Source organism: Amycolatopsis plumensis, assembly GCF_042652605.1.
In the GTDB taxonomy this organism is placed as follows: domain Bacteria; phylum Actinomycetota; class Actinomycetes; order Mycobacteriales; family Pseudonocardiaceae; genus Amycolatopsis; species Amycolatopsis plumensis.
On sequence record NZ_JBHSJY010000001.1, the window covers coordinates 6,329,863 to 6,354,952 of the forward strand.

Annotated in this window: 27 protein-coding genes; 15 read left to right on the forward strand and 12 right to left on the reverse strand. The window is 72.1% G+C overall.

Features of this window, described 5'->3' with window-relative positions; all coding sequences use genetic code 11:
• Positions 1–111: 111 nt before the first annotated feature.
• The gene (locus ACFPLC_RS30925) at positions 112–333 is read left to right on the forward strand and encodes a hypothetical protein (protein ID WP_229902999.1); all 222 of its coding nucleotides are present in this window, start codon (positions 112–114) and stop codon (positions 331–333) included.
• 42 nt (positions 334–375) lie between these two features.
• Here the strand turns inward: ACFPLC_RS30925 and ACFPLC_RS30930 are convergent, their stop codons facing one another.
• Positions 376–1,227, reverse strand: a complete 852-nt coding sequence (locus tag ACFPLC_RS30930; RefSeq protein ID WP_378206790.1) for an SDR family oxidoreductase — start codon at positions 1,225–1,227, stop codon at positions 376–378.
• A 120-nt stretch (positions 1,228–1,347) separates the two neighbouring features.
• Here ACFPLC_RS30930 and ACFPLC_RS30935 point away from each other — a divergent pair, with 120 nt between their 5' ends.
• The 4 genes from ACFPLC_RS30935 to ACFPLC_RS30950 all read left to right on the forward strand — a co-directional run bounded on the left by ACFPLC_RS30935 (position 1,348) and on the right by ACFPLC_RS30950 (position 5,827).
• The gene (locus ACFPLC_RS30935; protein WP_378206787.1) at positions 1,348–1,749 is read left to right on the forward strand and encodes a winged helix-turn-helix transcriptional regulator; all 402 of its coding nucleotides are present in this window, start codon (positions 1,348–1,350) and stop codon (positions 1,747–1,749) included.
• 225 nt (positions 1,750–1,974) lie between these two features.
• On the forward strand, positions 1,975–3,531 hold the full coding sequence (locus ACFPLC_RS30940; RefSeq protein WP_378206785.1) for an alpha-L-arabinofuranosidase B: 1,557 nt from the start codon (positions 1,975–1,977) through the stop codon (positions 3,529–3,531).
• Positions 3,532–3,616: 85 nt separating this feature from the next.
• Positions 3,617–4,567: an arabinan endo-1,5-alpha-L-arabinosidase gene (locus tag ACFPLC_RS30945; protein WP_378206782.1), complete on the forward strand. Its 951-nt coding sequence runs from the start codon at positions 3,617–3,619 to the stop codon at positions 4,565–4,567.
• A gap of 21 nt (positions 4,568–4,588) precedes the next feature.
• Positions 4,589–5,827, forward strand: coding sequence for a GDSL-type esterase/lipase family protein (locus tag ACFPLC_RS30950; RefSeq protein ID WP_378206780.1), 1,239 nt, complete (start codon positions 4,589–4,591; stop codon positions 5,825–5,827).
• A 112-nt stretch (positions 5,828–5,939) separates the two neighbouring features.
• On the opposite strand, the gene ACFPLC_RS30955 is transcribed toward ACFPLC_RS30950, so the two are convergent.
• Entirely contained in the window at positions 5,940–6,953 is a 1,014-nt protein-coding gene (locus tag ACFPLC_RS30955; protein WP_378189904.1) for a LacI family DNA-binding transcriptional regulator, read from the reverse strand.
• Positions 6,954–7,110: 157 nt separating this feature from the next.
• Here ACFPLC_RS30955 and ACFPLC_RS30960 point away from each other — a divergent pair, with 157 nt between their 5' ends.
• The 4 genes from ACFPLC_RS30960 to ACFPLC_RS30975 are packed head-to-tail and all read left to right on the forward strand — an operon-like array spanning position 7,111 to position 11,826.
• Complete coding sequence (locus ACFPLC_RS30960; protein WP_378189906.1) at positions 7,111–8,337, forward strand: sugar ABC transporter substrate-binding protein; 1,227 nt, start codon at positions 7,111–7,113, stop codon at positions 8,335–8,337.
• Positions 8,338–8,348: 11 nt separating this feature from the next.
• Positions 8,349–9,293 (forward strand): carbohydrate ABC transporter permease, encoded by a 945-nt coding sequence (locus tag ACFPLC_RS30965; protein WP_378190285.1) that lies wholly within the window; start codon positions 8,349–8,351, stop codon positions 9,291–9,293.
• Positions 9,290–10,099 carry a carbohydrate ABC transporter permease gene (locus ACFPLC_RS30970; protein ID WP_378189908.1) on the forward strand — a complete coding sequence of 270 codons (810 nt, stop codon included), beginning with the start codon at positions 9,290–9,292 and terminating at the stop codon, positions 10,097–10,099. The genes ACFPLC_RS30965 and ACFPLC_RS30970 overlap by 4 nt, the downstream gene beginning before the upstream one ends.
• A 26-nt stretch (positions 10,100–10,125) precedes the next feature.
• Positions 10,126–11,826 (forward strand): amylo-alpha-1,6-glucosidase, encoded by a 1,701-nt coding sequence (locus tag ACFPLC_RS30975; protein WP_378189910.1) that lies wholly within the window; start codon positions 10,126–10,128, stop codon positions 11,824–11,826.
• Position 11,827: 1 nt separating this feature from the next.
• On the opposite strand, the gene ACFPLC_RS30980 is transcribed toward ACFPLC_RS30975, so the two are convergent.
• Positions 11,828–12,196, reverse strand: a complete 369-nt coding sequence (locus ACFPLC_RS30980) for a VOC family protein (RefSeq protein WP_378189912.1) — start codon at positions 12,194–12,196, stop codon at positions 11,828–11,830.
• Positions 12,197–12,557: 361 nt separating this feature from the next.
• On the opposite strand from ACFPLC_RS30980, the gene ACFPLC_RS30985 reads away from it, so the two are divergent.
• A complete protein-coding gene (locus tag ACFPLC_RS30985; RefSeq protein WP_378189914.1) occupies positions 12,558–13,250 on the forward strand; it encodes a glycoside hydrolase family 12 protein in 693 nt (230 codons plus the stop codon).
• On the opposite strand, the gene ACFPLC_RS30990 is transcribed toward ACFPLC_RS30985, so the two are convergent.
• Positions 13,229–13,816: a TetR/AcrR family transcriptional regulator gene (locus ACFPLC_RS30990; protein WP_378189916.1), complete on the reverse strand. Its 588-nt coding sequence runs from the start codon at positions 13,814–13,816 to the stop codon at positions 13,229–13,231. The two genes, ACFPLC_RS30985 and ACFPLC_RS30990, sit on opposite strands and share 22 nt — an antisense overlap.
• 85 nt (positions 13,817–13,901) lie before the next feature.
• On the opposite strand from ACFPLC_RS30990, the gene ACFPLC_RS30995 reads away from it, so the two are divergent.
• Together ACFPLC_RS30995 and ACFPLC_RS31000 are read left to right on the forward strand one after the other, a co-directional pair.
• Positions 13,902–14,798 (forward strand): aldo/keto reductase, encoded by an 897-nt coding sequence (locus ACFPLC_RS30995; RefSeq protein ID WP_378189918.1) that lies wholly within the window; start codon positions 13,902–13,904, stop codon positions 14,796–14,798.
• A 58-nt stretch (positions 14,799–14,856) separates the two neighbouring features.
• Positions 14,857–15,798: a GlxA family transcriptional regulator gene (locus tag ACFPLC_RS31000; RefSeq protein WP_378189920.1), complete on the forward strand. Its 942-nt coding sequence runs from the start codon at positions 14,857–14,859 to the stop codon at positions 15,796–15,798.
• Here ACFPLC_RS31000 and ACFPLC_RS31005 read toward each other — a convergent pair.
• Complete coding sequence (locus tag ACFPLC_RS31005) at positions 15,758–16,807, reverse strand: aldo/keto reductase (RefSeq protein WP_378189922.1); 1,050 nt, start codon at positions 16,805–16,807, stop codon at positions 15,758–15,760. The genes ACFPLC_RS31000 and ACFPLC_RS31005 overlap by 41 nt on opposite strands.
• Positions 16,808–16,866: 59 nt before the next feature.
• A complete protein-coding gene (locus ACFPLC_RS31010; protein ID WP_378189924.1) occupies positions 16,867–17,328 on the reverse strand; it encodes a VOC family protein in 462 nt (153 codons plus the stop codon).
• A 90-nt stretch (positions 17,329–17,418) separates the two neighbouring features.
• On the opposite strand from ACFPLC_RS31010, the gene ACFPLC_RS31015 reads away from it, so the two are divergent.
• From ACFPLC_RS31015 to ACFPLC_RS31025, 3 genes are all read left to right on the forward strand, one after another.
• Entirely contained in the window at positions 17,419–18,408 is a 990-nt protein-coding gene (locus ACFPLC_RS31015) for a helix-turn-helix transcriptional regulator (RefSeq protein WP_378189926.1), read from the forward strand.
• Positions 18,409–18,469: 61 nt separating this feature from the next.
• Entirely contained in the window at positions 18,470–18,988 is a 519-nt protein-coding gene (locus tag ACFPLC_RS31020) for an RNA polymerase sigma factor (protein ID WP_378189928.1), read from the forward strand.
• A complete protein-coding gene (locus ACFPLC_RS31025) occupies positions 18,985–19,437 on the forward strand; it encodes a hypothetical protein (protein ID WP_378189930.1) in 453 nt (150 codons plus the stop codon). Before ACFPLC_RS31020 ends, ACFPLC_RS31025 begins: the two co-directional genes overlap by 4 nt.
• Positions 19,438–19,464: 27 nt before the next feature.
• Here ACFPLC_RS31025 and larE read toward each other — a convergent pair whose 3' ends face one another.
• The 6 genes from larE to ACFPLC_RS31055 form a co-directional block, all read right to left on the reverse strand.
• The gene (gene larE / locus ACFPLC_RS31030) at positions 19,465–20,268 is read right to left on the reverse strand and encodes an ATP-dependent sacrificial sulfur transferase LarE (protein ID WP_378189932.1); all 804 of its coding nucleotides are present in this window, start codon (positions 20,266–20,268) and stop codon (positions 19,465–19,467) included.
• Positions 20,268–21,401 (reverse strand): nickel pincer cofactor biosynthesis protein LarC, encoded by a 1,134-nt coding sequence (gene larC / locus ACFPLC_RS31035; protein WP_378189934.1) that lies wholly within the window; start codon positions 21,399–21,401, stop codon positions 20,268–20,270. The genes larE and larC overlap by 1 nt, the downstream gene beginning before the upstream one ends.
• Positions 21,398–21,997, reverse strand: coding sequence for a nickel pincer cofactor biosynthesis protein LarB (larB, locus tag ACFPLC_RS31040; protein ID WP_378189936.1), 600 nt, complete (start codon positions 21,995–21,997; stop codon positions 21,398–21,400). Before larB ends, larC begins: the two co-directional genes overlap by 4 nt.
• Before the next feature lie 69 nt (positions 21,998–22,066).
• Positions 22,067–23,335, reverse strand: coding sequence for a nickel-dependent lactate racemase (larA, locus tag ACFPLC_RS31045; RefSeq protein WP_378189938.1), 1,269 nt, complete (start codon positions 23,333–23,335; stop codon positions 22,067–22,069).
• Positions 23,332–24,174, reverse strand: a complete 843-nt coding sequence (locus ACFPLC_RS31050; RefSeq protein ID WP_378189940.1) for an amidohydrolase family protein — start codon at positions 24,172–24,174, stop codon at positions 23,332–23,334. Before ACFPLC_RS31050 ends, larA begins: the two co-directional genes overlap by 4 nt.
• Positions 24,171–25,022 carry a fumarylacetoacetate hydrolase family protein gene (locus ACFPLC_RS31055; protein ID WP_378189942.1) on the reverse strand — a complete coding sequence of 284 codons (852 nt, stop codon included), beginning with the start codon at positions 25,020–25,022 and terminating at the stop codon, positions 24,171–24,173. The genes ACFPLC_RS31050 and ACFPLC_RS31055 overlap by 4 nt, the downstream gene beginning before the upstream one ends.
• Positions 25,023–25,090 lie beyond the last annotated feature (68 nt).

Sequence of the window (25,090 nt, forward strand, 5' to 3'; positions counted from 1 at the left end):
GGGTTAACCACGGCGATCTTCGACGTCTTCACCGAGGGCGCCGAGGATCGACAACGCCACCGTCGCTGTGGTAGTTGAACGCGGAACGTTCGATGGCGAGTGGAGCGATACGTGAGCGATCACCAGGAGCGGGTGCCGACCTGCCGGCGGTACCAGTGCGACGAGCCGGCCCTCTGGCGGAGGATGTGCGCGGCTCACTGGGCTCGCTGGCAGAACGGGACCGACCCGCTCGACCAGCCGGGCGACGACGCCGCGTCCCCGGAACCGCGGGTGTGGCAGCCGCCGTTGCGCGAGAACAGCGTTTCGCAGCGGAAGCCCGGCCGGCCGATGTGACGCCGGCGGGGAGCCCCGCCCGGGGGCTCCCCACCCCGGCGTTCAGCCGACGATCCCGGCCACGGTCACGCCGATCGGCGTGCTGGGGCGGCCGATGAGGGTGCGCAGGTCATCGGTGGTCTCGGCGAGCAGGCCGGCCTTGATGTCGGCGTCGATCGCCGCGAGGAAGCCGGCGACCGACTCCGGGAGACCGGCGCCGGTCAGCGCCTTGACGTGCTCGTCGGACGGCAGGTCGACGTAGGTGATCTCGCGGCCGGTGGCCTTGCCGATCTCGGCGGCGAGGTCCGCGTTCGTCCAGGTGACGTCACCGGCGAGTTCGTAGACCTTGCCTTCGTGGCCTTCGCCGGTCAGCACCGCGACCGCGGCGGCGGCGTAGTCGGCGCGGGCGGCGCTGGCGACGCGGCCGTCACCCGCGCTGCCCACGAAGCTGCCGGTCTGGGCGGCCTGCTTGATCGTGTCGGCGTAGTTTTCGTTGTACCAGTTGTTGCGCAGGATCGTGGCGGGCAGGCCGGATGCCTCGATCAGTTCCTCGGTCGCCTTGTGCTCCGGGGCCAGCACCAGCTTCGACGTCGTCGCCTGCGGTGCGCTGGTGTAGACGAGGTGGCGGACGCCGGCCTGCTTGGCCGCCTCGACGACCGCCTGGTGCTGCGCGGCGCGCTGACCGACCTCGCTGCTCGAAACCAGCAGCACCTTGTCGGCTCCCTTGAGCGCGGCGACCAGGCTGTCGGAGTCGGTGTAGTCCGCGCGGCGCACCTCGACACCGCGTTCGGCGAGGTCGGCGGCTTTCTCCGGGCTGCGCACCGCGGCGACGACCTGGTCGGCGGGCAGCTTCTCGAGCAAGCCTTCGACGACGAGCTTGCCGAGGTGGCCGGTGGCGCCGGTGACGACGATCATGACGACTCCTTGAAAGTTCAAGTACCTGTGCCCTGGAGCATGTACTAACTTTTAGAAAGTACCAACTCATTGTTAGTGCCGTCACATCCATTGTGCAAACTCTCAGGTAGTATCCGGGGAGTGGACGGACAACCTGATGCCGAGCACGAGGCCCTCGTCGCCGACGTGTTCAGTGCCGCGTGCGCTTCCCGCGCCGTGCTGGAGCACGTGACCGGCCGGTGGGGAGTGCTGGCGCTGGTCGCGCTGAACGACGGCGTGTTCCGGTTCAACGCGCTGCGCCGCCGGGTGCAGGGGGTCAGCGAGAAGATGCTCGCCCAGACGCTGCAGGCGCTCGAGCGCGACGGGTTCGTGCGCCGGGACGCGCGTCCGACGATCCCGCCGCACGTGGAGTACAGCCTCACGCCCGCCGGGCGGGAGGTCACCCAGCGGCTGGTGGCGTTGATCGAGGTCCTCGAGGCCGGTGTCCCCGACGTGCTGGCGGCCCAGGCCCGGTACGACGAAGCGAAAACCGCGAGCGCGTGACTTTCCGCTGAAACCCGTTGCGGGGCAACGCGATCTCGAAAGCGTCGAAATGCCGGGCCGGGCGAACGGGCCGTTGCGCTCGGGTGGCCGGGGCGTTATGTTAGCGCTCACAATCGCTCCGCTTGTGCCGTTCCTGCGTGTCGGTGATCGAGGAGAGGGTGGCAACGTCGCCGGCCCGCGCACCTGTCGAATCGACGATTTCCGTACCCCAGCGGGAGATCACCCATGGCACGACAGCCGAGGCACGTCCGTCCCCGTCCCCTCCTCCAGGCGCTCATCGCGACCGGCGCGCTCGTCACCGGCCTGCTGGCCGCCGGCGGCACCTCCCAGGCGGCCACCCAAGGGCCGTGCGACATCTACGCGGCCGGCGGCACGCCGTGCGTGGCCGCGCATTCCACCACCCGGGCCCTGTACGGCGCCTACACCGGTCCGCTGTACCAGGTCCGGCGCGCGTCCGACAGCGCCACGCGCGACATCGCCCCCTTGGCCGCGGGCGGCGTGGCCAACGCGGCGGCGCAGGATTCCTTCTGCGCGGGAACCACCTGCCTGATCACGGTCATCTACGACCAGTCCGGCCGCAACAACCGCCTCACGCAGGCCCCGCCGGGCGGCTTCCAGGGGCCGGCCGCGGGCGGCTACGACAACCTCGCCAACGCCACCGCGGCGCCGATCAGCGTCGGCGGGCACAAGGCCTACGGCGTCTACATCGCCCCCGGAACCGGCTACCGCAACAACAACACCAACGGTGTCGCGACCGGCGACCAGCCGGAAGGCATGTACGCCATCTTCGACGGCACCCACTACAACGGCGGCTGCTGCTTCGACTACGGCAACGCCGAACGCAACAGCCGCGACAACGGCAACGGCACGATGGAAGCCATCTATTTCGGCAACATCAAGGTCTGGGGCTACGGCTCCGGCAACGGGCCGTGGATCATGGCCGACCTCGAAAACGGCCTGTTCTCCGGGGTCAACCAGCATTACAACGCCAACGATCCCAGCATCAGCCACCGCTTCCTGACCGCCATCGTCAAGGGCGGCCCCAACCGCTGGGCCATCCGCGGCGGCAACGCCCAGTCCGGTGGCGTGTCGACCTTCTACGACGGCGTGCGGCCGAACGTGGCGGGCTACAACCCGATGAAGAAGGAAGGAGCCATCATCCTCGGCATCGGCGGCGACAACAGCGTCGGCGCCCGCGGCACGTTCTACGAGGGCGTGATGACGTCCGGGTATCCGTCGGACGCCACGGAAAACGCGGTGCAGGCCAACATCACCGCGGCCGGGTACGCCACGAGCTCCGCGGGCACCGGGCTGACACCGGGCACGGCGGTCTCGGTGCGCGCCACCACCGCCTGCTGCACCGACCGCTACATCCACCACACCGGGTCCACTGTGGACACGGCGGTGATCGGCAGCGGCAGCTCGGCCACGGAGAAGGGCAACAGTTCCTGGACCGTCCGGACCGGACTCGGCAGCAGCTCGTGCGTGTCGTTCGAGTCGAAGAACGTGGCCGGGCAGTACCTGCGACACCAGAACTACCGGCTGTACCTGCAGGCCAACGACGGGAGCTCGCTGTTCGCCCAGGACGCGACCTTCTGCCCGGAGGCCGGCCGCAACGGCCAGGGTGCCTCGCTGCGCTCGCTCAACTTCCCCGACCGGTACGTCCGCCACTACGACAACATCCTCTACATCGCCGCCAACGGCGGGTCGAACACGTTCGACAACGCCAACGCCTACAGCGACGACGTGAGCTGGCTCGTCAGCGCACCGTGGGCGTCTTGATCCGCTGACTGTCACGCGCCCGGTCCCGGGACGGACCGGGCGCGTGACAGCGTGCGGTCCCGCACCCGACCTGGTTGGAGGCAGCATGCCGGCCATTCGAGCGTCTTTCTCCGCCCTCTTGTTCGCCGTGGCCGCGCTGCTGCCCGCCGCGGCCGCCTACCCCGATCCCGGCCGCGTCACCGGTGACGCCGGGGTGCACGACCCGAGCGTGGTCAAGCGCCCGGACGGCAGTTACCTGGTGGCGCACACCGGCGACGGCGTCACGCTGAAGACCTCCACCGACCGGATCGCCTTCTCCGCCGCTGGTTCGGTGTTCCCGGGCGGCGCGCCGTGGACGACCTCCTACACCGGAGGCGACCGCCGCCTGTGGGCCCCGGACATCTCCTACCACAACGGCCAGTACTACCTGTACTACTCGGCTTCGACGTTCGGCTCCAACCACTCCGCGATCTTCCTGGCCACCAGCCCGTCCGGCGCGTCCGGCAGCTGGACGAACCGGGGCCTGGTCGTCGAATCCCGCAGCAGCGACAACTTCAACGCCATCGACCCGAACCTCGTCGTCGACGACCAGGGCCGGTGGTGGCTGGCCTTCGGCTCGTTCTGGACGGGCGTCAAGCTGATCTCGCTGAACCCGGCGACGGGGCTGCGACAGGGCAGCGGCCTGACCGCCATCGCCGGGCGCGGCGGCGGGGCGATCGAGGCACCGTTCATCGTCAAGCGCGGCCAGTACTACTACCAGTACGTGTCCTTCGACTTCTGCTGCCGCGGCGCTTCGAGCACCTACCGCGTCATGGTGGGCCGGTCCACCAGCGTCACCGGGCCCTACGCCGACCGCAACGGCGTGGCGATGAACTCCGGCGGCGGTACCGAGATCCTGGCCGGCCACGGCAGCGTCCACGGGCCCGGTCACGAAGCCGTGCTTGCCGACAACGACGGTGATCTGCTGATCTACCACTACTACGCCGACAACGGCACGGCCCGCCTCGGCATCAACCGCCTGAGCTACGACGCGGCCGGCTGGCCGGTCGTCGGCTGATCACCGGAAAGGACGTCCCGGATGCGCCTCCGCCGAACCGCTGTGGTCCTGGCCGTTTCCGCGTCGCTGCTGAGCCCGGCGACCGCGGACGCCGCGCCGCCCGGCGGGGCGCCACCGGGCTGGGTGACGCTGACCGAGTCCGCCCTCGAAGGTGTGCACCGCACCGCGCCCGACGTCACCGTCCGCAACGTGCTCACCGTGACCGCCACCGGGGCCGCGCTGCGGGTCCGGCTGAGCAACCCGTTCGGCGGCACCGCGATGACCGTGCGTTCGGTGTGGGTGGGCCGGCAGCCGTCGACGAACTCGCCCGCGCTGGTGCCGGGATCGAACCGGCGGGCCACGTTCGGCTTCCGGCACGCGGTGACGATCCCGCCGGGCAAGAGCGTGTGGACCGACCCGCTGCCGCTGCAAGTCCGGCGCGGTGACCACGTCGCGGTGAGCATCTACGCGCCGGGCGCGCCGATCAACGACCACACCTTCCCGCCACCGGAGAAGTACACACCGGGTTCGTTCACCTCGGCCGGGCCCGGTGACGCCGGCGCGGACGAATCGGGGAGCGCGTACGGGCCCTTCGCGCCCGGTGTCCTGTGGTGGGCGGACGCGATCAGCGCCGCGTCGCCCGCCCGCGGCACGATCGTCGCCCTCGGCGACTCGATCACCGACGGCTACAACGCCTTCGGCGGCGGTCCGCGCTGGACCGACGTGCTCGCCGAGCGCATCGGGACGCTCCCGCCGTCGCGGCGGCTGTCGGTGGCGAACGCGGGTATCAGCGGCAACACGGTCAGCGTCCAGCCGAACCCGTACGACCCGACCGGCCAGTGCTGCGGCCCGCCCGCGCCGGCCCGCCTCGACCGGGACGTGCTCTCCCTGCCGGGCGTGCGGTACGTCCTGCTCCTGGAGGGCACGAACGACCTCGGGGGCGGCGACAACGCGCCGCCGGCCCCGGCCGAGCAGGTCATCGACGCGATGCGCGGCATCGCCGGGCGGGTGCACGCGACGGGCCGCCGGATCGTCGGCGCGACGATCCTCCCGATGTGCAACGCGGCCGGCAGCCCGAAGGAGCAGGCCCGCCTCGCGGTCAACGCGTGGATCCGCACTTCGGGGGTGTTCGACGCGGTGCTCGACTTCGACGCCGTGCTGCGCGACCCGGCGGACCCGACGGTGATCCGCGCGGACTGGCGCACCGACTGCTACCACCCGAACGCGGCAGGCGACCGGCTCCTCGGCGACTCGATCGACCTGAAAGTGTTCGCCCGCTGACCGGAGTGGCAGTCGAACCGGTTCGATCTTGTGGCCGTCGTGAGTGGTAAGGCGGGTTAGAACCCGCCTTACCACTCACGACCAGCCGCGGGAGGGTGTGGGCAGGGCGGGGTCAGGGGCGGCGGCGGGCGCCTGTGCTCGACCGCAGTGAGATCGGCGGCTCCAGCAGGGCGTGCCGCGGCTCCGCGCCCCGGTCGGCGATCTGCGCCAGCAGCAAGTCCACCGCCAGTCGCCCCAGTTCGACCGCGGGCACGTCCGCCGCGGTCAACGGGGGGTGGAAGTCCTCCGCCAGGCGCTCGGCGATCACGCCCGTCAGCGAAAAGTCGCGGGGCACCTCGAGCCCCGCGCGGTGCAACGCGCGCTGGACGCCCGGCAGGGCCGCTTCGTTGATCGTCACCGCCGCCGTCACCGCTGGCCACTGCGTCCGGAGCTGCTCGAAGCAGGCCAGGCCCGCCGCCGCGTCGTCCGCGCAGCACACCGTGCGTGCCGTCAAGCCCCGGGCGGCCGTGGCCTCCAAGAAGCCCGTCGCCGAGCGCAGGGCCGGGCCGTAGCCCGCCGCGACGAGCTCCGCCGATCGGTTGATCAGCACCACCTCTTCGTGGCCCAGATCCGCCAGGTGGTGCACGCAGCGCGTGATCAGGGCGCCGTAGTCGACGTCGACCCACCAGGACGCTCCCGGGTGCTCGACGTGGCCGATCGTCACGAACGGCAGGCTCGCCTGGCTCAGCCGCTCGACCCGCGGGTCCTCCAGGAGGATCTCCATCAGGATCACGCCGTCGACGCGCCGTCCGGTCACGATCCGCTCGAACGACCGGTCATGGTCGCCGCCGCTGGGGGAGAGCAGGACGTCGAGGTCGTGGGCGGCCGCCGCGTCGACGACGCTGCCGACGAACCCCAGCTGGACGTCGGTCAACCGGCGGCTGGCCGGCGGGACCACCAGGCCCAGCGTGCGGGTGCGGCCTTCGGCCAGAGCGCGAGCGCTCGCGTTGGGCCGGTAGCCGAGCTCGGCGATGACGTCGTTGATGCGCTGCACGGTGGCCGCCGACACCGGGCGCTTGCCGCTCAGCGCGTACGACACGGTGCTGCGCGAAACCCCCGCGCGCCGCGCGATCTCCCCGATGTTCATGCCACTCCCGACCGGTCGTCCTGAACCGGTTCGATCGTAGTACACGCGGTATTGCGCAGGAGTGTCCTCGCGGTTTACGGTGGCGCCGCTCGTCAGCATCGAACCGGTTCGATGAGACCGAGGACGTCGTCGCCGGTGCCGACAGGAAGGACCTCCCATGAAGCGTCAGATCACCCGGCTGCTGTCGGTGGCCGTCGCCGCGACGACCCTGGCCGCCTGCTCCTCCTCGCCGGCCCCGGGCGACGGCGGCGGCACGTTCACCGTCTGGGACCCCTACCCGCAGTTCGACGCGAGCTCGGCGTGGGCGAAGGTGATCGACAAGTGCGGCGCCGACGCGGGGGTCAAGATCGCCAGGCAGGCGTTCGACACGACCGACCTCACCAACAAGGTGCTGCTCGCCGCCCAGCAGAACACCGCGCCGAACGTCCTCGTGGTGGACAACCCGGTGGTCTCCACGCTGGCCGAGGGCGGGGTGCTCAAGTCCAATGCGGACACCGGGCTCGACGCCGCGCAGGTCGCCCCGAACCTGCTCGCCGCCGCCGACGTCAAGGGCCAGGTCTACGGCGTCCCGATCGGGGCGAACACGCTCGCCCTCTACTACAACAAGGCCGTGCTGACCGCGGCCGGCGTCGACCCGGCGTCGGTGAAGGACTGGGCGAGTCTCGACGCGGCACTGGCCAAGGTGCACGCCGCGGGCAAGAAGGGCATCACGTTCTCCGCCATCGGCACCGAGGAGGGCAGTTTCCAGTTCCTGCCGTGGTTCTGGGGCTCGGGCGCGAACCTCACCGACCTGGCTTCGGCCGACGCCGTCTCCGCGCTCGCGCAGTGGAAGTCGTGGCTGGACAAGGGGTACGCCCCGAACTCGGTGGTCGGCAACACGCAGACGACCAGCTGGCAGGAGTTCGCGACCGGCGACTACGCCTTCGCCGAGAACGGCACCTGTCAGCTGCAGAACGCGAAGAAGGCCGGCTTCGACTTCGGCGTCCTCCCGATCCCGGCGCGCACCGGGGGAGCGGCCCCGGCGCCGACCGGCGGCGAGTTCGTCACCGTGCCCGCCCAGAGCAGCCCGGACGCCGAGAAGACCGCGGGCAGGATCGCCTCCTGCCTGACCAGCCCGGCCAACGTGCTCGACTCCGACACCGCGCTGACCTACGTCTCCGCCGTGCCGTCCGTGCAGGAGAAGCAGATCGCCGCCCAGCCCGAGCTGAAGGTGTGGGTCGACGCGGTCAAGGTCGCGAAGGGCCGCACCGGCGACAACCTCGGCACCCGGTACCCGCGGATCTCCGAGCCGCTCTGGGGTGCCGTGCAGGCCGCGCTCACCGGCGCGAAGGCTCCGGACGCGGCCCTTGCGGCCGCGCAGGCGACCGCCGCGTCGGCGAAGTAGGCCGGGCCGTGCTGGACACCCGTCAGACGGCCCCCGCCCGTCCGGCCGCGCGAGCGCCCGGACGGGCCGGGCAGCGCCGCCGGCAGCAGCTGCTCGCGTGGGCGTTCCTCACGCCGCTCGTCGCCTACCTCCTGCTGTGCTACGGCTATCCGCTCGTGACGAACGTCGATCTCAGCCTGCGCAGCTACACCGTCCGCACCTTCGTGCACGGCGGCGCGCCGCTGGTCTGGTTCGACAACTACGCGACCGTGTTCACCGATCCGACCTTCCGCACGGCTTTGCTCAACACGCTCGCCTTCACCGCCGCGTCGCTGCTCTTCCAGTACGGCATCGGCCTGGCGATGGCGGTGTTCTTCGCCCGCCACTTCCGGTTGGGCCCGACGCTGCGCGCGTTGTTCCTCGTGCCCTGGCTGCTGCCGCTGATCGTCTCGGGCTCGACGTGGGCGTGGCTGCTCAACAGCGAATCCGGGGTGGTCAACTCCGTGCTGGGCTGGTTCGGCGCCGGCCGGATCGACTGGCTGACGTCGCCGTCCTGGGCGCTGGTCTCGGTGATCATCGCCAACATCTGGATCGGCGTGCCGTTCAACCTCGTCGTGCTGCACAGCGGCCTGCAGAACATCCCGGCCGAGGTCTACGAAGCGGCGTCGCTCGACGGCGCCGGGGCGTGGCAGCGGTTCCGGCACGTCACGTTCCCGCTCCTACGCGGAGTTTCGGCGATCACCCTGCTGCTCGGGCTGGTGTACACGCTGAAGGTGTTCGACGTCATCTGGATCATGACCAAGGGCGGGCCCGGCGGGGCGTCGACCACCCTGGCCACCTGGTCCTACCAGCTCGGGTTCGGCAGCATGCTGCCGCGGTTCGGGCCCAGTGCGGCGGTGGGCAACGTGCTCATCCTGCTCGCGCTGGTCGCCGGGCTGCTCTACATCCGCGCGCAGCGCAGGCAGGAGGCAGGGTGATCCGCCGCTGGCGCACCGCGGTGGGGCTGGTCCTCACCGCCGTGATGCTCTTCCCCGTCTACTGGATGGTCAACGTGTCGCTGACCCCGGCCGGGCGGATGCGCAAGTCGCCGCCCGACTGGTTCCCGGCGGCGCCGACGTTCGAGGGCTACGAGCGGGTCCTGCGCGAGCAGCTCCCGTACTTCGCCACCAGCCTGTTCGTCGCGCTGGGCACGGTGGCGCTGACCCTGGCCCTGGCCGCGCCGTCGGCGTACGCGCTGGCCAAGCTCCGCCCGCGCGGGGGCCGGGCGCTGGGTTTCGTGCTGCTGGTGGCGCAGATGATCCCGGGCATCATCATGGCGCTGGGCTTCTACGGGATCTACGTGTCGCTGGGCATCACCAACACCGCGTGGGGCCTGGTCTTCGCCGACTCGACGATCGCGGTGCCGTTCGCCGTGCTCATCCTGACCTCGTTCATGGCCTCGGTGCCCGACGAGCTGGTCCAGGCGGCCACCATCGACGGCGCGGGCGCTCTGCGCGCGTTCTGGTCGGTGGTGCTGCCCGCCAGCCGCAACGGGGTGGTGACCGCCGGGCTGTTCTCGTTCCTGTGGGCCTGGTCGGACTTCGTGTTCGCGGCGACGCTCGACGGCGGCGGCTCGATGCGGCCGCTGACCCTGGGCATCTACCGCTACATCGGCAACAACAACCAGGAGTGGAACTCCATCATGGCGACGGCGGTGGTCGCCTCCGTGCCCGCCGCCGTGCTCCTCGTGCTGGCGCAGCGGTTCGTCGCCGCCGGCGTCACCGCGGGCGCCGTCAAGGACTGAAATCCCTCTCGGAAAGGACGGCCTCTGTGCCCACGGGCGAGTTTTCGCTGCGGGAAATCCCCTTCAGCCACCCCGGATCGTGGTTCGACGTCTCGCCGGTGGTGGCCCAGGCCACCTTCGCCGACGACCTGCACCTGGTGTCCCACCGCCACGGCATGCACGCGGTCCTGGCGCTGGTCCCCGAAAGCGGCGGGGAGCGGGTGGCGGTCCCGGCCGCCGCCACGCCGTCCGCGCTCACCTGGGGTGAGGGGGGACGGCGGATCACCGTGGCCTTCGCGGCACCCGACGTGCTGAGGATCGCCGGACGGGGGCTCGACCTGAGGATCCGGGCGGCGGAGGCCACGCTGACGCCGTTCACCGGCACCTACTTCTTCGCCGACCCGGTCGACGGATCCGCCGTCTTCACCTCCTACGAAACCGGCCACCGCTACCGCGTCACCGTCCTTTCCGGACAGGTGCGGCACGTCGGCGCGGAAGCGCTCGGGACGGCCGAGCGGGCCGTCGTCGTGAGCGGCGACGCGTGGGAAGTGGCGATCGAGGAAGTCCCCGGCGCCCGCGAGCCGTACGCGGCGGCGTCGGCGATCGACGACGTGGTCGCCGCCGCCCGGGCCGGGTTCGCCGCTTTCGCCGATTCGGTGGCGCCCTGGCGCAGCGAGCGCACGCCGGCGGCCGAGCTCGCCTGTTACGTGCTGTGGTCGGCCGTCGTGGCGCCCGCCGGGTTCGTCGGCCGTCCGGCGGTGCTGATGTCGAAGCACTGGATGGACAAGGTGTGGAGCTGGGACCACTGCTTCAACGCGCTGGCGCTGGCGGCGGGACAACCGGAGCTGGCTTGGCACCAGTTCCAGGTCGTCTTCGACCACCAGGACGACCGGGGCGCGCTGCCCGACTCGATCACCCATGCCGAGGTGCTGCGCAACTTCGTCAAACCACCCATCCACGGCTGGGCGCTGCGCCGCCTGCGCCGCCGCCTTCCCGGCGGCCTGCCCGAACCCGGGCCGTCCTACCGGCAGCTGGCGGCGTGGACGACGTTCTGGCTGGCGCACCGCCGCGTGCCCGGCGGCCCGCTGGCCCACTACGAGCACGGCAACGACAGCGGCTGGGACAACGCGACGCCGTTCGCGCGGGAGCGGCTCGTGCGGACGCCGGACCTCGCCGCGTTCCTGGTGCTGCAGCTGAAGGAACTGGCCGTGCTGGCCGCGGAGCTGGGGGATCCCGACGCGGCCGCGCGGTGGGCCGCCGAAGCGGAAAGCATGCTGGCGGCCCTGCTGAACGAGCTGTGGGACGGCACGAAGTTCGTCAGCCGCTCGGTCGCGACCGGGGCGGTGCAGTCCGGGGCGAGCCTCCTGGACCTGATGCCGATCGTGCTCGGCGAGCACCTGCCCCCGGACGTCCGGGACCGGGTCGTGGCCGGGCTGGAGGCGCACCTGACCGACATCGGGCTGGCGACCGAGCGGCCGTCGTCGGAGTTCTACGAGGCGGACGGCTACTGGCGGGGACCGGTGTGGGCGCCCGTCACCGTGCTGATCGAGGACGGCCTCCGCGGCGCCGGCGCGACGGAGCTCGCCGACCGCGTCAGCGCCCGGTTCCGTGCGGTGTGCGAGAAGTCCGGGTTCGCCGAGAACTTCGACGCGCTGACCGGGGACGGCCTGCGCGACCGCGCCTACACCTGGACGGCCGCCGCCTACCTCCTGCTCGCCGCCGACGCCGAAGCGCGCCCGGAGGCGTAGCTCAGGTCCGGTCGTGGAGCGTGACGTGGTAGCCGTCGGGGTCGGCGAAGGTGAACGTCCGCCCGAAGGGGCCGTCGATCGGCGCGGAGACGATCCGGTGCCCATCGGCGACTAGAGCGTCGTGGATGGCCTGGACGTCGGTGGCGTGGAGCCAGATCGCGGCGCCGATGCCCGGCTGGGCGGCGGAGGCGAGATCGGTGCCGGGAACGATGTCGCGCAGGGCGAACGCGATCGGTTTCGTCTCGAACACGACGGCGTGCGGAGGCCCGGCGGGCGAGCGGACGAGGCCGAGGTACCGCTCGTAGAACGCCTGTGAAGCGGCGAGGTCGCGTGCTTGGAGCGAGACGAAGTCGGGTCCGGTGGCGGGCATGGTTGCTGCTCCTTCGCTTAGTGTCAGGTTCCTTACACAGGCCACCGTATGTCAGGAACCTGACATCAGTCAAGCCGGGGTCCGTTGTCCCGTCGAATCGCATCGACAATGCGGCGTCCACGACGGTCTCCTGGTGGTGGACGAAAACGGGAGGTGATTCGACAAAATCGAATCGGCGGCGCACGTCGAAATACTCGAAGTATCACGCAGATGGTTTCGATCGATGCTGGTCGAATGCCGGTGAATCACCGACCGTGTCTTGACCGGTACGCAACTGTCCTGCGATAGTCGTCTCACTCCCGTTCACGCCGAATAAATCGTCGAAACGATTCGACGCCGTCATCCGGGAAAGGACGAATCAATGCACAACGTGGTGCGTTCCCTGCTCGTCTCACTGACCGCGGCCGCCGTGGTGGCCACCACCGCCGGGGTGGCCGAAGCAGCCACCTGGTCGTCCTCGGACAAGTGGGGGACCTGGTCCAACGGCGGCTACACGGTCCGCAACGACGTCTGGGGCAGCGGGGCCGGCCCGCAGACGATCTGGGCGAACTCCTACAGCAACTGGGGAGTGTGGGCCGACCACCCGAACACCGGCGGGATCAAGTCGTACCCGCACTCGGCGAAGAACGTCGGCCGGACGCTGAGCTCGCTGCGCCAGGTGTCCAGCAGTTTCAACGTGAACCGCCCGGGCAGCGGGGCGTACGAGACCGCGTATGACATCTGGGCGAACAACAACGCCTACGAAATCATGTTGTGGGTCAACAAGCAGGGCGCGGTCGGCCCGCTCGGCACCAAGCAGACGACGGTGAGCGTCGGCGGGCACACCTGGGACGTCTACAAGGGATCGAACGGCTCGAACGCGGTGTTCTCGTTCCTGCGCACGTCGAACACGAACGCCGGGACGGTCGACGTGCTGGCGGTGCTGAACTGGATCAAGGCCCGCGGCTGGTTCGGCGACGTGACCCTGGGTGAAGTGCAGTTCGGCTTCGAGATCACGTCGGCATCGGGCGGCCTGAATTTCACCTCCAACAGCTATTCCGTGTCGGCGTCCTGAGTCCTCACGCGCAGCGCGTCGACGATCAGGTCGAGCATCCGCCCGGTCCGCTCCGGATCAGTCTCCTCCACGGTGGACAGGAACGTGCCGAGCAGCAGCAAGGTCACGTCCTCCGGATCGACGCCGGCGCGAAGCGTCCCTGCCTTCGCGCCGGCGTCGAGGATGGAGCCGATGGCGGCGGTGATCCGCTGCCGCGTCGCCGGTGTCGCGATCCGCCCGGACGCCACGCTCGCCCGGAAGGCATCCCCCATTCCCCGTTTGGTGGCCACGAAAGCCGCATACCGGTCCATCCACGCACGAAGCGCCTCCACCGGTGAAAGCGCATCGAGCAAAGCGGGCGCACTCCCCGTGACGTCGTCGAGCTCCGCCGCATAAACGGCTTCGACGAGCGCCTCGCGGGTCGGGAAATGCCGGTACAGCGTCCCGATTCCGACGCCGGCCTCACGGGCAACGGCTTCGAGGGCGACGGGCCCGGTGGCGAACGCGGCCCGGGCGACCGCGACGAGCTTGTCCCGGTTGCGGCGCGCGTCGGAACGCGCCGGGCGGGCGGGGTCGGGCGAAGGCAAAGCGGAGGCACCTCCGGTTGTGCTACGGTCGGCGTTAGCGGAGGCTCCTCCGCTTAGCCATCATCGCACAAGGACGGGACCACCCATGCCTTCTCCCGAACGAGCCGCGCTCGCCGGCCGCACCGTCTCCCGCGTCGGCTACGGGGCGATGCAGCTCGAGCGCCTGCACCACGACCGCGCGGCGGCCGTCGCCCTCCTGCGCCACGCGATCGACCTCGGTGTCGACCACGTCGACACCGCCCAGTTCTACGGCGCCGGCTTCGTCAACGACGTTATCCGCGAAGCCCTCGCCTCCGGTGACGACGCCCTGATCGTCACGAAGGTCGGGGCGGTGTCGGATTCCGGCGGCCCGCTGCCGCTGCGCCTCGCGCAACGCCCGGACGAGCTGCGCGCGAGCGTCGAGGACAACCTCCGCGCGCTCGGGCTCGACCGGATCCCGCTGGTCAACCTGCGCCGGGCGGACCGGCGGCCCGGCTTGGTGGCCGAAGGCGACCAGCGCGTCGACCTCGACGACCAGCTCGCGGTGATGACGGCCCTGCGTGACGAAGGCAAGATCGGGGCGATCGGACTCAGCGCCGTCACCCTCGACGTCCTGCGCCGCGCGCTCCCGGCGGGGATCGCGTGCGTGCAGAACGCCTACAGCCTGGTCAACCGCGACGACGAGGAGATGCTCGAGCTCTGCGCCGCGGAGAACATCGCCTGGGTGCCGTTCTTCCCGCTGGGCGGCGCGTTCCCCGGCCTGCCGAAGGTGACCGACGAGCCCGCGGTGCAGGCGGCCGCGACGGCCCTGGGCCGCACGCCGGCGCAGATCGGCCTGGCCTGGCTGCTGCACCGCGCCCCGAACGTCCACCTCATCCCGGGCACCGCGAGCGCGGCGCACCTCAAAGCCAACCTCGCCGTCGCGGACATCACCCTCGAGGGCGAGACCCTCGCCGCGCTGGCCGCGATCCCCGCTCGCCCGATGCCCGCCGACCTGCGCTGACCATCGCGGCACCGACCGCCGGTATCCGGCCATCCGCGGCCGGGCGTACTTTTGCGGCATGTACACGGTTGCGGTGCTGGCTCTCGACGACGTGATCGCCTTCGATCTGGCCACGCCGATCGAGACGCTCGGCCGGGTCCGGCTGCCGGACGGGCGCGGGGGCTACCGGATCGTCGTCGCCGGGCCGGAGCCGGTGGTCGGGGCCGGTCCGGTGCGGCTCGCGGTCGACGCCGGGCTCGCCGAGGTCGAGCGCGCCGACCTCGTCGTCGTCCCGGGCCGGAACGACCCCGACCGGCCGACCCCGGACGGCGTGGCGGAGTTCCTGCGCGCCGCGGTCGCGCGCGGAACGCGGGTCGCCTCGATCTGCGTCGGGGCGTTCACCCTCGCCGAGGCCGGCCTGCTCGACGGGCAGCGGGCGACCACGCACTGGCTCGCCACCGACGAGCTGGCTCGCCGGTACCCGGCCGTCGAGGTCGACCCGGACGCGCTGTACGTCGACAACGGGCAGATCCTGACGTCCGCGGGTGCGTCGGCGGGGCTGGACATGTGCCTGCACATCGTGGCGCGCGACTACGGCGCCGCGGTCGCCGCCGACGCCGCCCGGCTCGCCGTCGCACCTCTGCAGCGCACCGGCGGCCAGGGGCAGTACATCCTCCGCAACCGCCCGACGTACCAGACCGCGACGCTGGAGAAGGCCCTCGCCTGGATCGAGGAGAACGCCCACCGCCCGCTCACCCTCGCCGACATCGCCGACGCCGCGGGCATGAGCACGCGCACGCTGACCCGGCACTTCCACGCCGAGACCGGGCAGAGCCCGATCCAGTGGCTGACCGGGGTGCGCATTCGCCACGCCCAGGAGCTGCTGGAGCTGACCGACCACACGATCGACCGGATCGCCGGGCAGGTGGGGTTCCCGTCGCCGAGCAACTTCCGGGTGCAGTTCGCCCAGACCGTGCGGGTCAGCCCGAGCGCGTACCGGAAGACGTTCCGGTCGCGGTAGGCCCGCGACGCCGGCGCAGGTGGGGCTGCGCGAGGTGCGGCGGCCGGTAGGCGAAGTCGAGCGGCCCGAGGTCGGTGCCGGGCGGGACGACCTCGTCGATCCGGTCGAGCAGGTCGTCGCCGACCGCCGTGTCCGCTCCGGCGAGCAGGTCGGCCAGCTGGTCCTCGGTGCGGGGGCCGATGATCGCCGAGGTGACCGCGGGGTGGGCGGTGACGAACGCCAAGGCGAGATACCGCAGCGGAATCCCCGCCTGGTCGGCGAGCGGGACGAGGGCTTCGACGGCGCCGAGCTTGGTTTCGTCGGTCATGTGCCGCGGTGCCCAGTGCAGCCGGCCGGCCGAGGCGGCTTCCCGGCGGTAGCGGCCGGTGAGCAGGCCCATCGACAACGGGCTCCACACGAGCACGCCCAGGTCGTGGCGTTGGCAGACCGGCAGGATCTCGGTCTCGGCGCCGCGGTTGAGGATCGAGTAGTGCAGCTGTTCGGTGCGGAACCGGGCCAGGCCACGGCGCTGCGACACCCACTGCGCTTCGACGATCTCCGAGGCGGGCAGGTTGGAGTGGCCGATGGCCCGCACCTTGCCCGCGCGCTGCAGGTCGGTCAAGGCGCTCAGCGGTTCTTCGATGTCGGTGCCGGGCTCGGGGTGGTGGAGCTGGTAGAGGTCGAGGTGGTCCACGCCGAGGCGGCGCAGGGAGCCTTCGACGGCGGAGACGATCCAGCGGCGGGAATTCCCGCGCCGGTTCGGGCCGGGCCCCATCGGGCCGTTGCCCTTGGTGGCGAGGACGACGTCGTCGCGGCGGCCGCGCACGGCCTTTCCGACGATCCGCTCGCTTTCGCCGTCGCCGCCGTAGACGTCGGCGGTGTCGATGGTGGTGATGCCGTGGTCGAGGGCCCGGTGGACGATGCGGACGCACGCGTCCGGGTCGGGGTTGCCGGAGGGGCCGAACATCATCGTGCCGAGGGTGAACGTGCTGACCTGGATGCCGGTACGGCCCAGGGGACGGGTGTGCACAGGAGTCTCCCGTGGTCGGGCGCGGTGGGATGCGCGCGGCATCCCACCGCGGCGAACGATCAGCCCTGGTATTCGGCCGCGACGTCGATGATCCAGGTGACGCCGAAGCGGTCGGTCAGCATGCCGAACGCCGGCGCCCACGGGGCCGGGCCGAATTCTTCGATGACGGTGGCACCGTCGGCGAGGCCCTTCCAGACCGGCGAGACCTCGTCGACGGTCGCGCCCCGGACGGAGAGGAAGAACTTCTCCTCCGTGACGGTGGTGCCGTTTTCGCGGCGGGTGGTGGGGGCGGACGGCGCCGGGCCGCCGGTGCCCGGGACGTCGTAGGCCATCACGCTGACGCCGTTGTCCGCGGTGAGCTGGCCGAACACCACCTTGCCCGCGTCGGGCAGCTCGGCGGGCATCCCGAAGTCGCCGTAGGTGACGATCGTGGCCTGGCCGCCGAAGACCGACCGGTAGAACTCGAGGGCCGCGCGGGCCTGGCCGGTGAAGTTGAGGTGGGCGACAGCGCTGAGCGACATGGTTGTTCCTTTCGTGGGTGATCCGACGAGAACCACCGTGTCAGCAGTAGCGGTCAGGGAACGTCCGCTTCTCGTGGCACCATGAAAGTCATGCCCGTCGCTTCCTCGACGGCGACTTCGGGTCGCCTGCTCTCGCTGCTGTCCCTGCTGCAGGCCCGCCGGGACTGGCCGGGCGCGCTGCTCGCCGGGCGGCTGGGCGTCAGCGAACGGACCGTGCGCCGCGACGTCGACCGGCTGCGCGAGCTCGGCTACCCCGTCCAGGCGGTCAAAGGCCCGGAGGGTGGCTACCGGCTCGAAGCCGGGAGTCAGCTGCCGCCGCTGTTGTTCGACGAAGAGCAGGCGGTCGCGCTCGCGGTGGCGCTGCGGATCGCGGTCGGGACCGGCGCGGGCATCGAGGAGGCCGCCGCGCGGGCGCTGGCCACGGTGCGGCAGGTGCTGCCCGCACGCCTGCGGCAGCGCGTCGACGCGCTGGAGGTCGCCGCGGCCGGCGGCTCCGCCGTCCAGGTGGACACGGACATCCTGCTTGCGCTGAGCTCGGCCATCCGGGCCACCGAGGAAGTCCGGTTCGACTACGAGGCACCGTCGCGGCCCTCGGACGGCGAGCCGCGGCGGGTGCAGCCGCACCACCTCGTCGTCCGAAGTGGACGGTGGTACCTGGTCGGCTGGTCCGCCGCCCGGGACGACTGGCGGACCTACCGCGTCGACCGGATGGCACTGCGGGTGCCGAACGGGCCGCGGTTCACCCCGCGGGAGGTGCCCGGCGGTGACGTCGCGACGTTCCTGTCCGCCCGGTTCAAGGGGTCCGGCACCGATGCCTGGCCGTGCCGGGGCGAGGTGGTGCTCGCCCGGCCGGTGGCGGACGTGGCGCCGTTCGCCGGCGACGGCGTCGCCGCGGAAGCCGCGCCCGGGAAGACCCGGCTGGTGACCGGATCCTGGTCCTGGGCCGCGCTCGCCGCCGGCTTGCTGCGGTTCGACTGCGAGATCGAGGTCGTGGGCCCGGAGCAGCTGCGGGCGGCGTTCGCGGACCTCGCCGGCCGGGCCGCCCGCGCGGCAGGTGATGTCGGCCGCCGGGGCCGCTGAGCGCCGGGCCGCCGTGAACCTTTCCGGCCTCCGCGCCGACTGAACCGGTGAAGGAGGGCAGATGAGTGATGAGCTGCTGATCGTCCGGTGCCGGCTCGGGGAGCGCGACGCCTTCGCCGAGCTGGTGCGTGCCTGGCACGGGGCGGTCGAGGGCTACGTCCGGCGCATGCTGGGCGGGCCGGACGACGATGTCGTGCAGGAAGTGTGGCTGGCGGTGTTCAACGGGCTGCCCAAGCTGCGGGAGCCGGGGCGGTTCGCGCCGTGGTTGTTCACCATCGCCCGCCGCGCGGTGATGAACCGGCTCCGGGAGGCCTATGCCCGGCCGGAACCCGAGCCGGCCGAGGAGCCGGCTGGCCCGGACGAGATCGGGCCGATCGCCGACCGGGAGGTGCTCGGCGCCGCGCTGGATGCGCTTCCGGTCCGGGAACGCGAGGTGCTGCTGCTGTTCCACCTCCAGGACCTGCCGCTGGACGCGTGCGCCCAGATCTGCGGGGTGCCGGTCGGCACGGTGAAGTCGCGGCTCGCCCGGGCCCGGCGGCTGTTGCGGGAGCAACTCGAGCGGAAGGAGTACGAGGTATGACGCCGGAAGAAGTGATCGCGCGGCTCGACGCGCCGTTGTCGCTGCGGCGGCGGGTGGGCTATGTGGGGCTCGCGCTGGCCGGGCTGACCGGCAGTGGCCTCATCGTGCTGCTCTGGGCGACCGAGCCGGGCCTTCCCCCGCGGACGAAGGTCGCCTTCGCCGTGCTCGTCGCGATCGGGCTGGCCTGGGCGGCGTTCGGCGGCTGGGCGGTGACGCGGCGGGCCCCGCTGTTCGCCCGCGACCGCGTCGTGGCCGGCTGGCTCGGCCTGGCCGCCTGGCTGCTGTTCACGACCGGCGCGGTGGTGATCACGACGCTGCGGCACCGCGTCGAGCCCACGCTGCTGCTCGCGGTGGTCGTCCTCGGCGGGGTGGCCGTGGTGCACCTGCGGACCGTCCGCCGCAGCCGGGCCGCTCTCCTGAAGCGGAAGGACGAGCTGACGCGGGAGTGACCGTTACCCCGCTTGGGGGCCGGGGGGTCAGCCCGGTTCGTGGTTGAGCGCCCCGGAGCGGAACGAGGAGACGGCGGCCTCGGTGAACCCCAGTGCCCGCACGGCATCGAGCAACCGCGGGTCGTCGTGGAGCTCCGCGGCCACGGCGGGGTCGAGTTCGATGCGGGCGGTGCCGCCGAGGTCGCGGACCCGGACGTCGCGGGAGCGCAGGCCACGACGGGACAGGAACGCACGCACCGCCGATTCCGCCTGTTCCACCCGCGCCAGCGTGGCCGTGGTGATCGGGATGCCGTACCGGACGCGGCTGGCCAGGCAAGGCGCGGCCGGTTTGTCCGCCCAGGCCAGCCCCCAGCTCCGCGCGATGGCTCGTACGTCCTCTTTGGACAGGCCAAGCGTCCGCAGCGGGGTGTGCACGCCGAGTTCGTCGCCCGCGCGGATGCCCGGCCGGAACGGATCCACGGCGTCGTCGGCGTTCGTGCCGGTGGCCAGGGCCGGGAACCCGTGGGCGGCGGCCACCGCGGCGATCGTCGAGAGCACGGTGGTCTTGCAGAAGTAACAGCGCCGGCGCCCGTTGGCCGCGTAGCCGGGCTCGGCCAGTTCTGCGGTCGGCGGGGTGAGGTGGCGGACCCCGAGGTCCGCCGCGATCCTCCGCGCGTCCGCCAGCTCCACCGCGGCCAGGCTCACGGAGTTCGCCGTCACCGCGAGGACGTCCGCCGGACCGAGGGCGCGGACGGCGGCCGCGAGCACCAGGGCCGAGTCGGCGCCGCCGGAGAACGCCACCGCGAGCCGGCCGAGACCGGCGAGGTGCGTGACGAGCCTCGTGGAGTCCATCAGCGCCCCGCGGCGATCGTCGCGACGACACGGGCGGGCAGGCCGAGTTCGCGGGCGGCCGCCACGACGTCGTCGTGCTCCGGCTTGGCCCCGTGCGGCCCGCGCTTGCGCCGCACCGGCACCCCGAGCACGTCGACGGTTTCGGTCGCCCGCGCGAGCGCGGTGCGGCGGACCGGGTACTCGCGCAGGCCGAGGCTGCCGGTTTCGGCGAGCACCAGGTCCGCGAGCCGGGCCGCGTGCTCCCGCTCGGCGAGCACGTGCAGCACGTGGGCCGGTCGCCCCTTCTTCATGGTCACCGGACTGATCCACGCGTCGAGCGCGCCCGCCGCCAGCAGCCCGCCGGCGACGTGCCCGAGCACCTCGCCGGTGACGTCGTCGAGGTTCGTCTCCAGCACCACCAGCGTGCGGTGCCCGGCGGCCACCGGCTCGCCGAGGTGCACGACCGCGACGTTCGGCCGGTCCGGCAGCGACCGGGTGCCCGCGCCGTAGCCGGTGGCCAGCAGGCGGAACTCCGGCGGTGGTTCGAACCGGGCGTCGACGGCCTTCAGCACCGCGGCCGCGGTGGGGGTGACCGTCTCTCCGGCCAGGTCGCTGCCGACCGTCCGTGCACCCCGCAGGAGAGCGGCGGTCGCGGGCGCGGGGCAGGGGAGGAGGCCGTGCGCGGTGCGGACGGTGCCGGTGCCGAGGGGCAGCGCGCCACAGTACACAGTGGACACTTCCAGGGCGTCCAGTGCGGCGCAGACGCCGATGACGTCGACGAGCGTGTCGTGGCCGCCGAGTTCGTGGAGGTGGACGTGCTCGGGATCTTCCCCGTGCAGCCGGCCTTCGACGTCGGCGATCGCCCGCAACGCGGCGACGGACCGTTCGGCGACCGGCGCGGGCTCGACCCGCCCGGCCATGGCGATCAGTTCGGCCGCGGACCGGCTCGTGGCCTCGTCGGCGACGTCCACGACCGCGCGGGCCGTCATCAGCCCGTGGGTGAGCAGGGACTGGACGCGCAGCTCCCAGCCGGTCAGGCCGCTGGTGGCGACGGCGGACCGGATGCGGTCCAGCGGTGCGCCGGCGTCGACCAGCGCGGCGAGCAGCATGTCGCCGGCCAGGCCGGTGAACGGGGAGATGACGCAGATCGTCACGGCCGCCTCCGCAGCACCTGGGCGAGCCGGAACGCGGCCATCGCCGCGCCGAACCCGGAGTCGATGTTGACGACGGTGATGCCCGCCGCGCAGGAGGCGTGCATCGCCAGCAACGCCGTGACGCCTTCGAGGCCCGCGCCGTACCCGGTGGACGTGGGGACGGCGATCACCGGGCAGGCGACCAGCCCGCCCACGGCCGAAGCCAGCGCGCCCTCCATGCCCGCGACGACGATGACCGCGTCCGCCTCGCGCAGGCGGCCGGTTTCGGCGAGCAGGCGGTGGATCCCGGCGACGCCCACGTCGGTGACCGCGTCCACCGCGAGGCCGATGGCCGTGGCGACCTCCAAGGCTTCCTCGGCGACCGGGCCGTCGGACGTGCCGGCCGCGGCCACCGCGACCGTGAAGGCACTCACCGGGGGCGGGCGCCAGACGAGCAGCCGGGCGCCGGGGGAGTAGCGGCCACCCGGGACCTCGGCCAGCACCGCACGGGCGGCCTCGGCGTCGACCCGGGTGACCAGCACCGGACCGGTGTTGTGCGCGAGCAACGCCCGCACGATGGCCGCGATCTGCGCCGGGGTTTTCCCCGGCCCGTACACGACTTCGGGGAGTCCCTGCCGCTGTTCGCGGTCCAGGTCGACGCGCGCGAACCCGGAGGTCGGCGGTGCTCATGCCACGTACGGGATCGTCAGCGGGCCTTCGGGGAGGACGCAGGCCCGCGCGCCCGGCCCGGCCCGGTCGAGGGCCTCGGCCACGGTGGCCGCGACGTCGGTGGTCCGGGTCAGGTGGGCCGTCGCGAGGTCGGCCTCGGTCAGGAAATCCGTGTGCACGACGACCCGGCAGTCGTCCTGGATCTTCGCCTGGATCTGGACCTGCCACTGGTCGGGCACGGTCACCGGGCGGGCCGCGATCTCCGCGAGCAGCGCCGCCGGGGAATCCGCCGACGCGAGGACTTCCCGGTACGAGCCGTGATCGGGAAACCCGTCCCGGCACTCCGCGGCGCACACGATCGTCCCGCCCGGCTTGGTGATCCGGTGCGCCGCCGACATTCCCTTGACGGCCTGATAGAGGTTCTGGTCGAGGGGATACCCGGAGTTGGTCGTCACCACGACGTCGAACGGCGCCGGAACCGGCCGCATGGCGACGTCGCGGGCGGCGCGGGCCGCCGTCGCGTGCATGGCGAGCAGGTCGCCGCCGAAGGCCCCGATGACCGCCTTGTCGCGGTTGAGGATGACGTCGAGGGCGAAGGTGACGCCGGTGGCCGCGGCGATCGCGCGGACGTCGTCGTGCACCGGGTTGCCCTCGGTGATCCCCCAGGTGGCGTTGCGGTGCCCGATCCGGCGGGCGTCGTGCAGCACCAGCACGGTCTCCAGGGCCGCGAGCCCGGGCGCGACCAGCTTGGGACCACCCGAAAAGCCGGCGAAGAAGTGCGGTTCGACGAACCCGGTGGTGATCCGCACGTCGGCGGCGACCCACTCGCTGTTCAGCCACACCGGGACGTCGTCGCCGTGGCGGCCCAGCCAGGTCAGGCTCGCGCGGTCGCGGGCGTCGTGGTTCACGATCCGGACCGTGTCGACGACCTCGTCGCCGAACATTGCGCGCAGCTCGGCGTCGGTGTTGCCGCGGTGGGTGCCGGTGGCGACGAGGATGACGACGTCCTCGAGCCGGACGACCCCGTCGAGCTCGGCGAGGATCGCGGGGATCATCAGTTCGCGTGGCTGCGGCCGGGTTCCGTCGCACGCCGAGATCGCGACCGTCTGCCCGGGCCGCACCCGCTCGCGCAGCGGCGGCCCGGCGACCGGCTCGCGCAACGCGCGGCGCAGCAGCACGTCCGCGGGTTCGGTGACCGGGTGGTGCACCGGCGTCACCACGGTGGTGACTTCGGGATCGATGGCCAGATCGAGCCCGGTTTCCCCGTAGGCCAGCCGGACGATCATGACGCCAGCCCGTAGACGCGAGACGCGGTGCCGCCGCGGACGGCGTCGCGTTCGGCGGGGGTCAGCTCCTCCAGGAGGCGGTCAGCGGCGTCCATGACTTCCGCGTACGTCCCGGCGAGCAGGCACACCGGCCAGTCGGAGCCCAGCATCAGCCGGTCCGGGCCGAACGCGGTGAGCGCGGTTTCGGCGTACGGCCGCAGATCCCCGACCCGCCACGGCCGTCCGGCTTCCGTCACCAGACCGGACAGCTTCGCGACGACGTTGGGTTCGCGGGCCAGCGTGGCCAGCTCGGTCGCCCACGGCTCGAGCTCCCCGGAGGCGATCGGTGGTTTGGCGAGGTGGTCGAGGACGAAGGTGAGGTCCGGCAGCGCCCGGACCGCCGCGGTGGCCGCCGGGAGCTGGTGGGGCCGCACGAGCAGGTCGTACACCAGCCCACCGTCCCGCACCGCCGCGAGCCCGGCCAGGACGTCTTCGCGTTCCAGCCAGCGCGGGTCGGGCTCGGGCTCGACGAGGTGCCGGATGCCCTTCAGGAGCCCGCCGCCCGGGGCCGAGCGCAGCCGTTCGAGGTCCCGCGACGGCGAATCCGTGAGGTCGAGCCAGCCGACCACCCCGGCGATGAGCGGCTCCGCGGCGGCGATCGCGAGGAACTCGATGGACTCCTCGAGATCCGGCAGGACCTGGACGAGCACCGTCGCGTCGATCCCCGCGGCGGCCGCCCGGAGGTCGGCCGGGGTGTAGTCGCGCCGGATGGCCGCGGTGTCCTCGCCGTCGAGCCACGCGTGGCGGCGGACGGAGGTCTGCCACAGGTGGTGGTGCGCGTCGACGCGCCGGCCGCTCACGCCCGGCCGATCCGGTGGTGCTGGCGGCCCAGGCCGTCGATCTCCACGGTCACTTCGTCCCCTTCGGACAGATAGGGGAAGTCGTTGGCGCCGAAGGCCACCCCGGCCGGGGTGCCGGTGTTCACGACGTCACCCGGTTCGAGCACCATGAACTGGCTGAGGTACCAGACGATGTGCCGGACGTCGAAGAGCATGTTCTTCGTGGTGCCGTCCTGGCGCGGCTGCCCGTTGACCGCCAGCCGCAGGCCCAGGTCCTGGGGGTCGCCGGCCTCGTCCGGGGTGACCAGCCACGGGCCGAGCGGGTTGAACGTCTCGCAGGACTTGCCCTTCGTCCACTGGCCGCCGCGTTCGTGCTGGAAGTCGCGTTCGCTGACGTCGTTCGAGACGGCGTACCCGGCGATCACCGCGTCGGCGTCCTTCGGCGTCGCCAGGTACCGCGCCCGCCCGCCGAGCACCACGGCGAGCTCGACCTCGTAGTCGGTCTTGGCGCTGGTCCGCGGGATGAGCACGGAGTCGTGGGGACCGATGATCGTGTTGGTGGCCTTGAGGAACACGACCGGCTCGGCTGGTGGCTGCGCGCCGGTTTCCGCGGCGTGGTCGGAGTAGTTCAGCCCGATGCAGGCGAGCAGGCCGGGCCGGGCCACCGGGGCGCCGACGCGCAGGCCCGTGGCGTCCAGCACGGGCAAGGTGCCCTCCCGCAGTGCCGTCCGGGCCCGGGCGACGCCGTCGGCGGCGAAGAAGGCGCCGTCGAGGTCCGGGGTCAGCGAACGCAGGTCCCGCGCCGCACCGGTTTCGTCGAGGACGACGGGGATCTCGTGGCCGGGGTCGCCGAGGCGTTGGAAGCGCATGGCGGGGACCGTAGCAGACATATGATGTCTTGCTCAAAGGTCGAAGAGATCATCATACGTTAAACCAC

Excerpts from the sequence above, each read along its gene's own strand:
- ACFPLC_RS30940 (WP_378206785.1), top strand. The coding sequence starts at position 1,975 with ATGGCACGACAGCCGAGGCACGTCCGTCCCCGTCCCCTCCTCCAGGCG.
- ACFPLC_RS30995 (WP_378189918.1), top strand. The coding sequence starts at position 13,902 with ATGCCTTCTCCCGAACGAGCCGCGCTCGCCGGCCGCACCGTCTCCCGC.
- ACFPLC_RS30950 (WP_378206780.1), top strand. The coding sequence starts at position 4,589 with ATGCGCCTCCGCCGAACCGCTGTGGTCCTGGCCGTTTCCGCGTCGCTG.
- ACFPLC_RS30980 (WP_378189912.1), bottom strand. The coding sequence starts at position 12,196 with ATGCCCGCCACCGGACCCGACTTCGTCTCGCTCCAAGCACGCGACCTC.
- ACFPLC_RS30930 (WP_378206790.1), bottom strand. The coding sequence starts at position 1,227 with ATGATCGTCGTCACCGGCGCCACCGGCCACCTCGGCAAGCTCGTCGTC.
- ACFPLC_RS31000 (WP_378189920.1), top strand. The coding sequence starts at position 14,857 with ATGTACACGGTTGCGGTGCTGGCTCTCGACGACGTGATCGCCTTCGAT.
- ACFPLC_RS31015 (WP_378189926.1), top strand. The coding sequence starts at position 17,419 with ATGCCCGTCGCTTCCTCGACGGCGACTTCGGGTCGCCTGCTCTCGCTG.
- ACFPLC_RS30955 (WP_378189904.1), bottom strand. The coding sequence starts at position 6,953 with ATGAACATCGGGGAGATCGCGCGGCGCGCGGGGGTTTCGCGCAGCACC.
- ACFPLC_RS30985 (WP_378189914.1), top strand. The coding sequence starts at position 12,558 with ATGCACAACGTGGTGCGTTCCCTGCTCGTCTCACTGACCGCGGCCGCC.
- ACFPLC_RS31020 (WP_378189928.1), top strand. The coding sequence starts at position 18,470 with ATGAGTGATGAGCTGCTGATCGTCCGGTGCCGGCTCGGGGAGCGCGAC.
- ACFPLC_RS31010 (WP_378189924.1), bottom strand. The coding sequence starts at position 17,328 with ATGTCGCTCAGCGCTGTCGCCCACCTCAACTTCACCGGCCAGGCCCGC.
- ACFPLC_RS30945 (WP_378206782.1), top strand. The coding sequence starts at position 3,617 with ATGCCGGCCATTCGAGCGTCTTTCTCCGCCCTCTTGTTCGCCGTGGCC.
- ACFPLC_RS31025 (WP_378189930.1), top strand. The coding sequence starts at position 18,985 with ATGACGCCGGAAGAAGTGATCGCGCGGCTCGACGCGCCGTTGTCGCTG.
- ACFPLC_RS31055 (WP_378189942.1), bottom strand. The coding sequence starts at position 25,022 with ATGCGCTTCCAACGCCTCGGCGACCCCGGCCACGAGATCCCCGTCGTC.
- larA (WP_378189938.1), bottom strand. The coding sequence starts at position 23,335 with ATGATCGTCCGGCTGGCCTACGGGGAAACCGGGCTCGATCTGGCCATC.
- larE (WP_378189932.1), bottom strand. The coding sequence starts at position 20,268 with ATGGACTCCACGAGGCTCGTCACGCACCTCGCCGGTCTCGGCCGGCTC.
- ACFPLC_RS30960 (WP_378189906.1), top strand. The coding sequence starts at position 7,111 with ATGAAGCGTCAGATCACCCGGCTGCTGTCGGTGGCCGTCGCCGCGACG.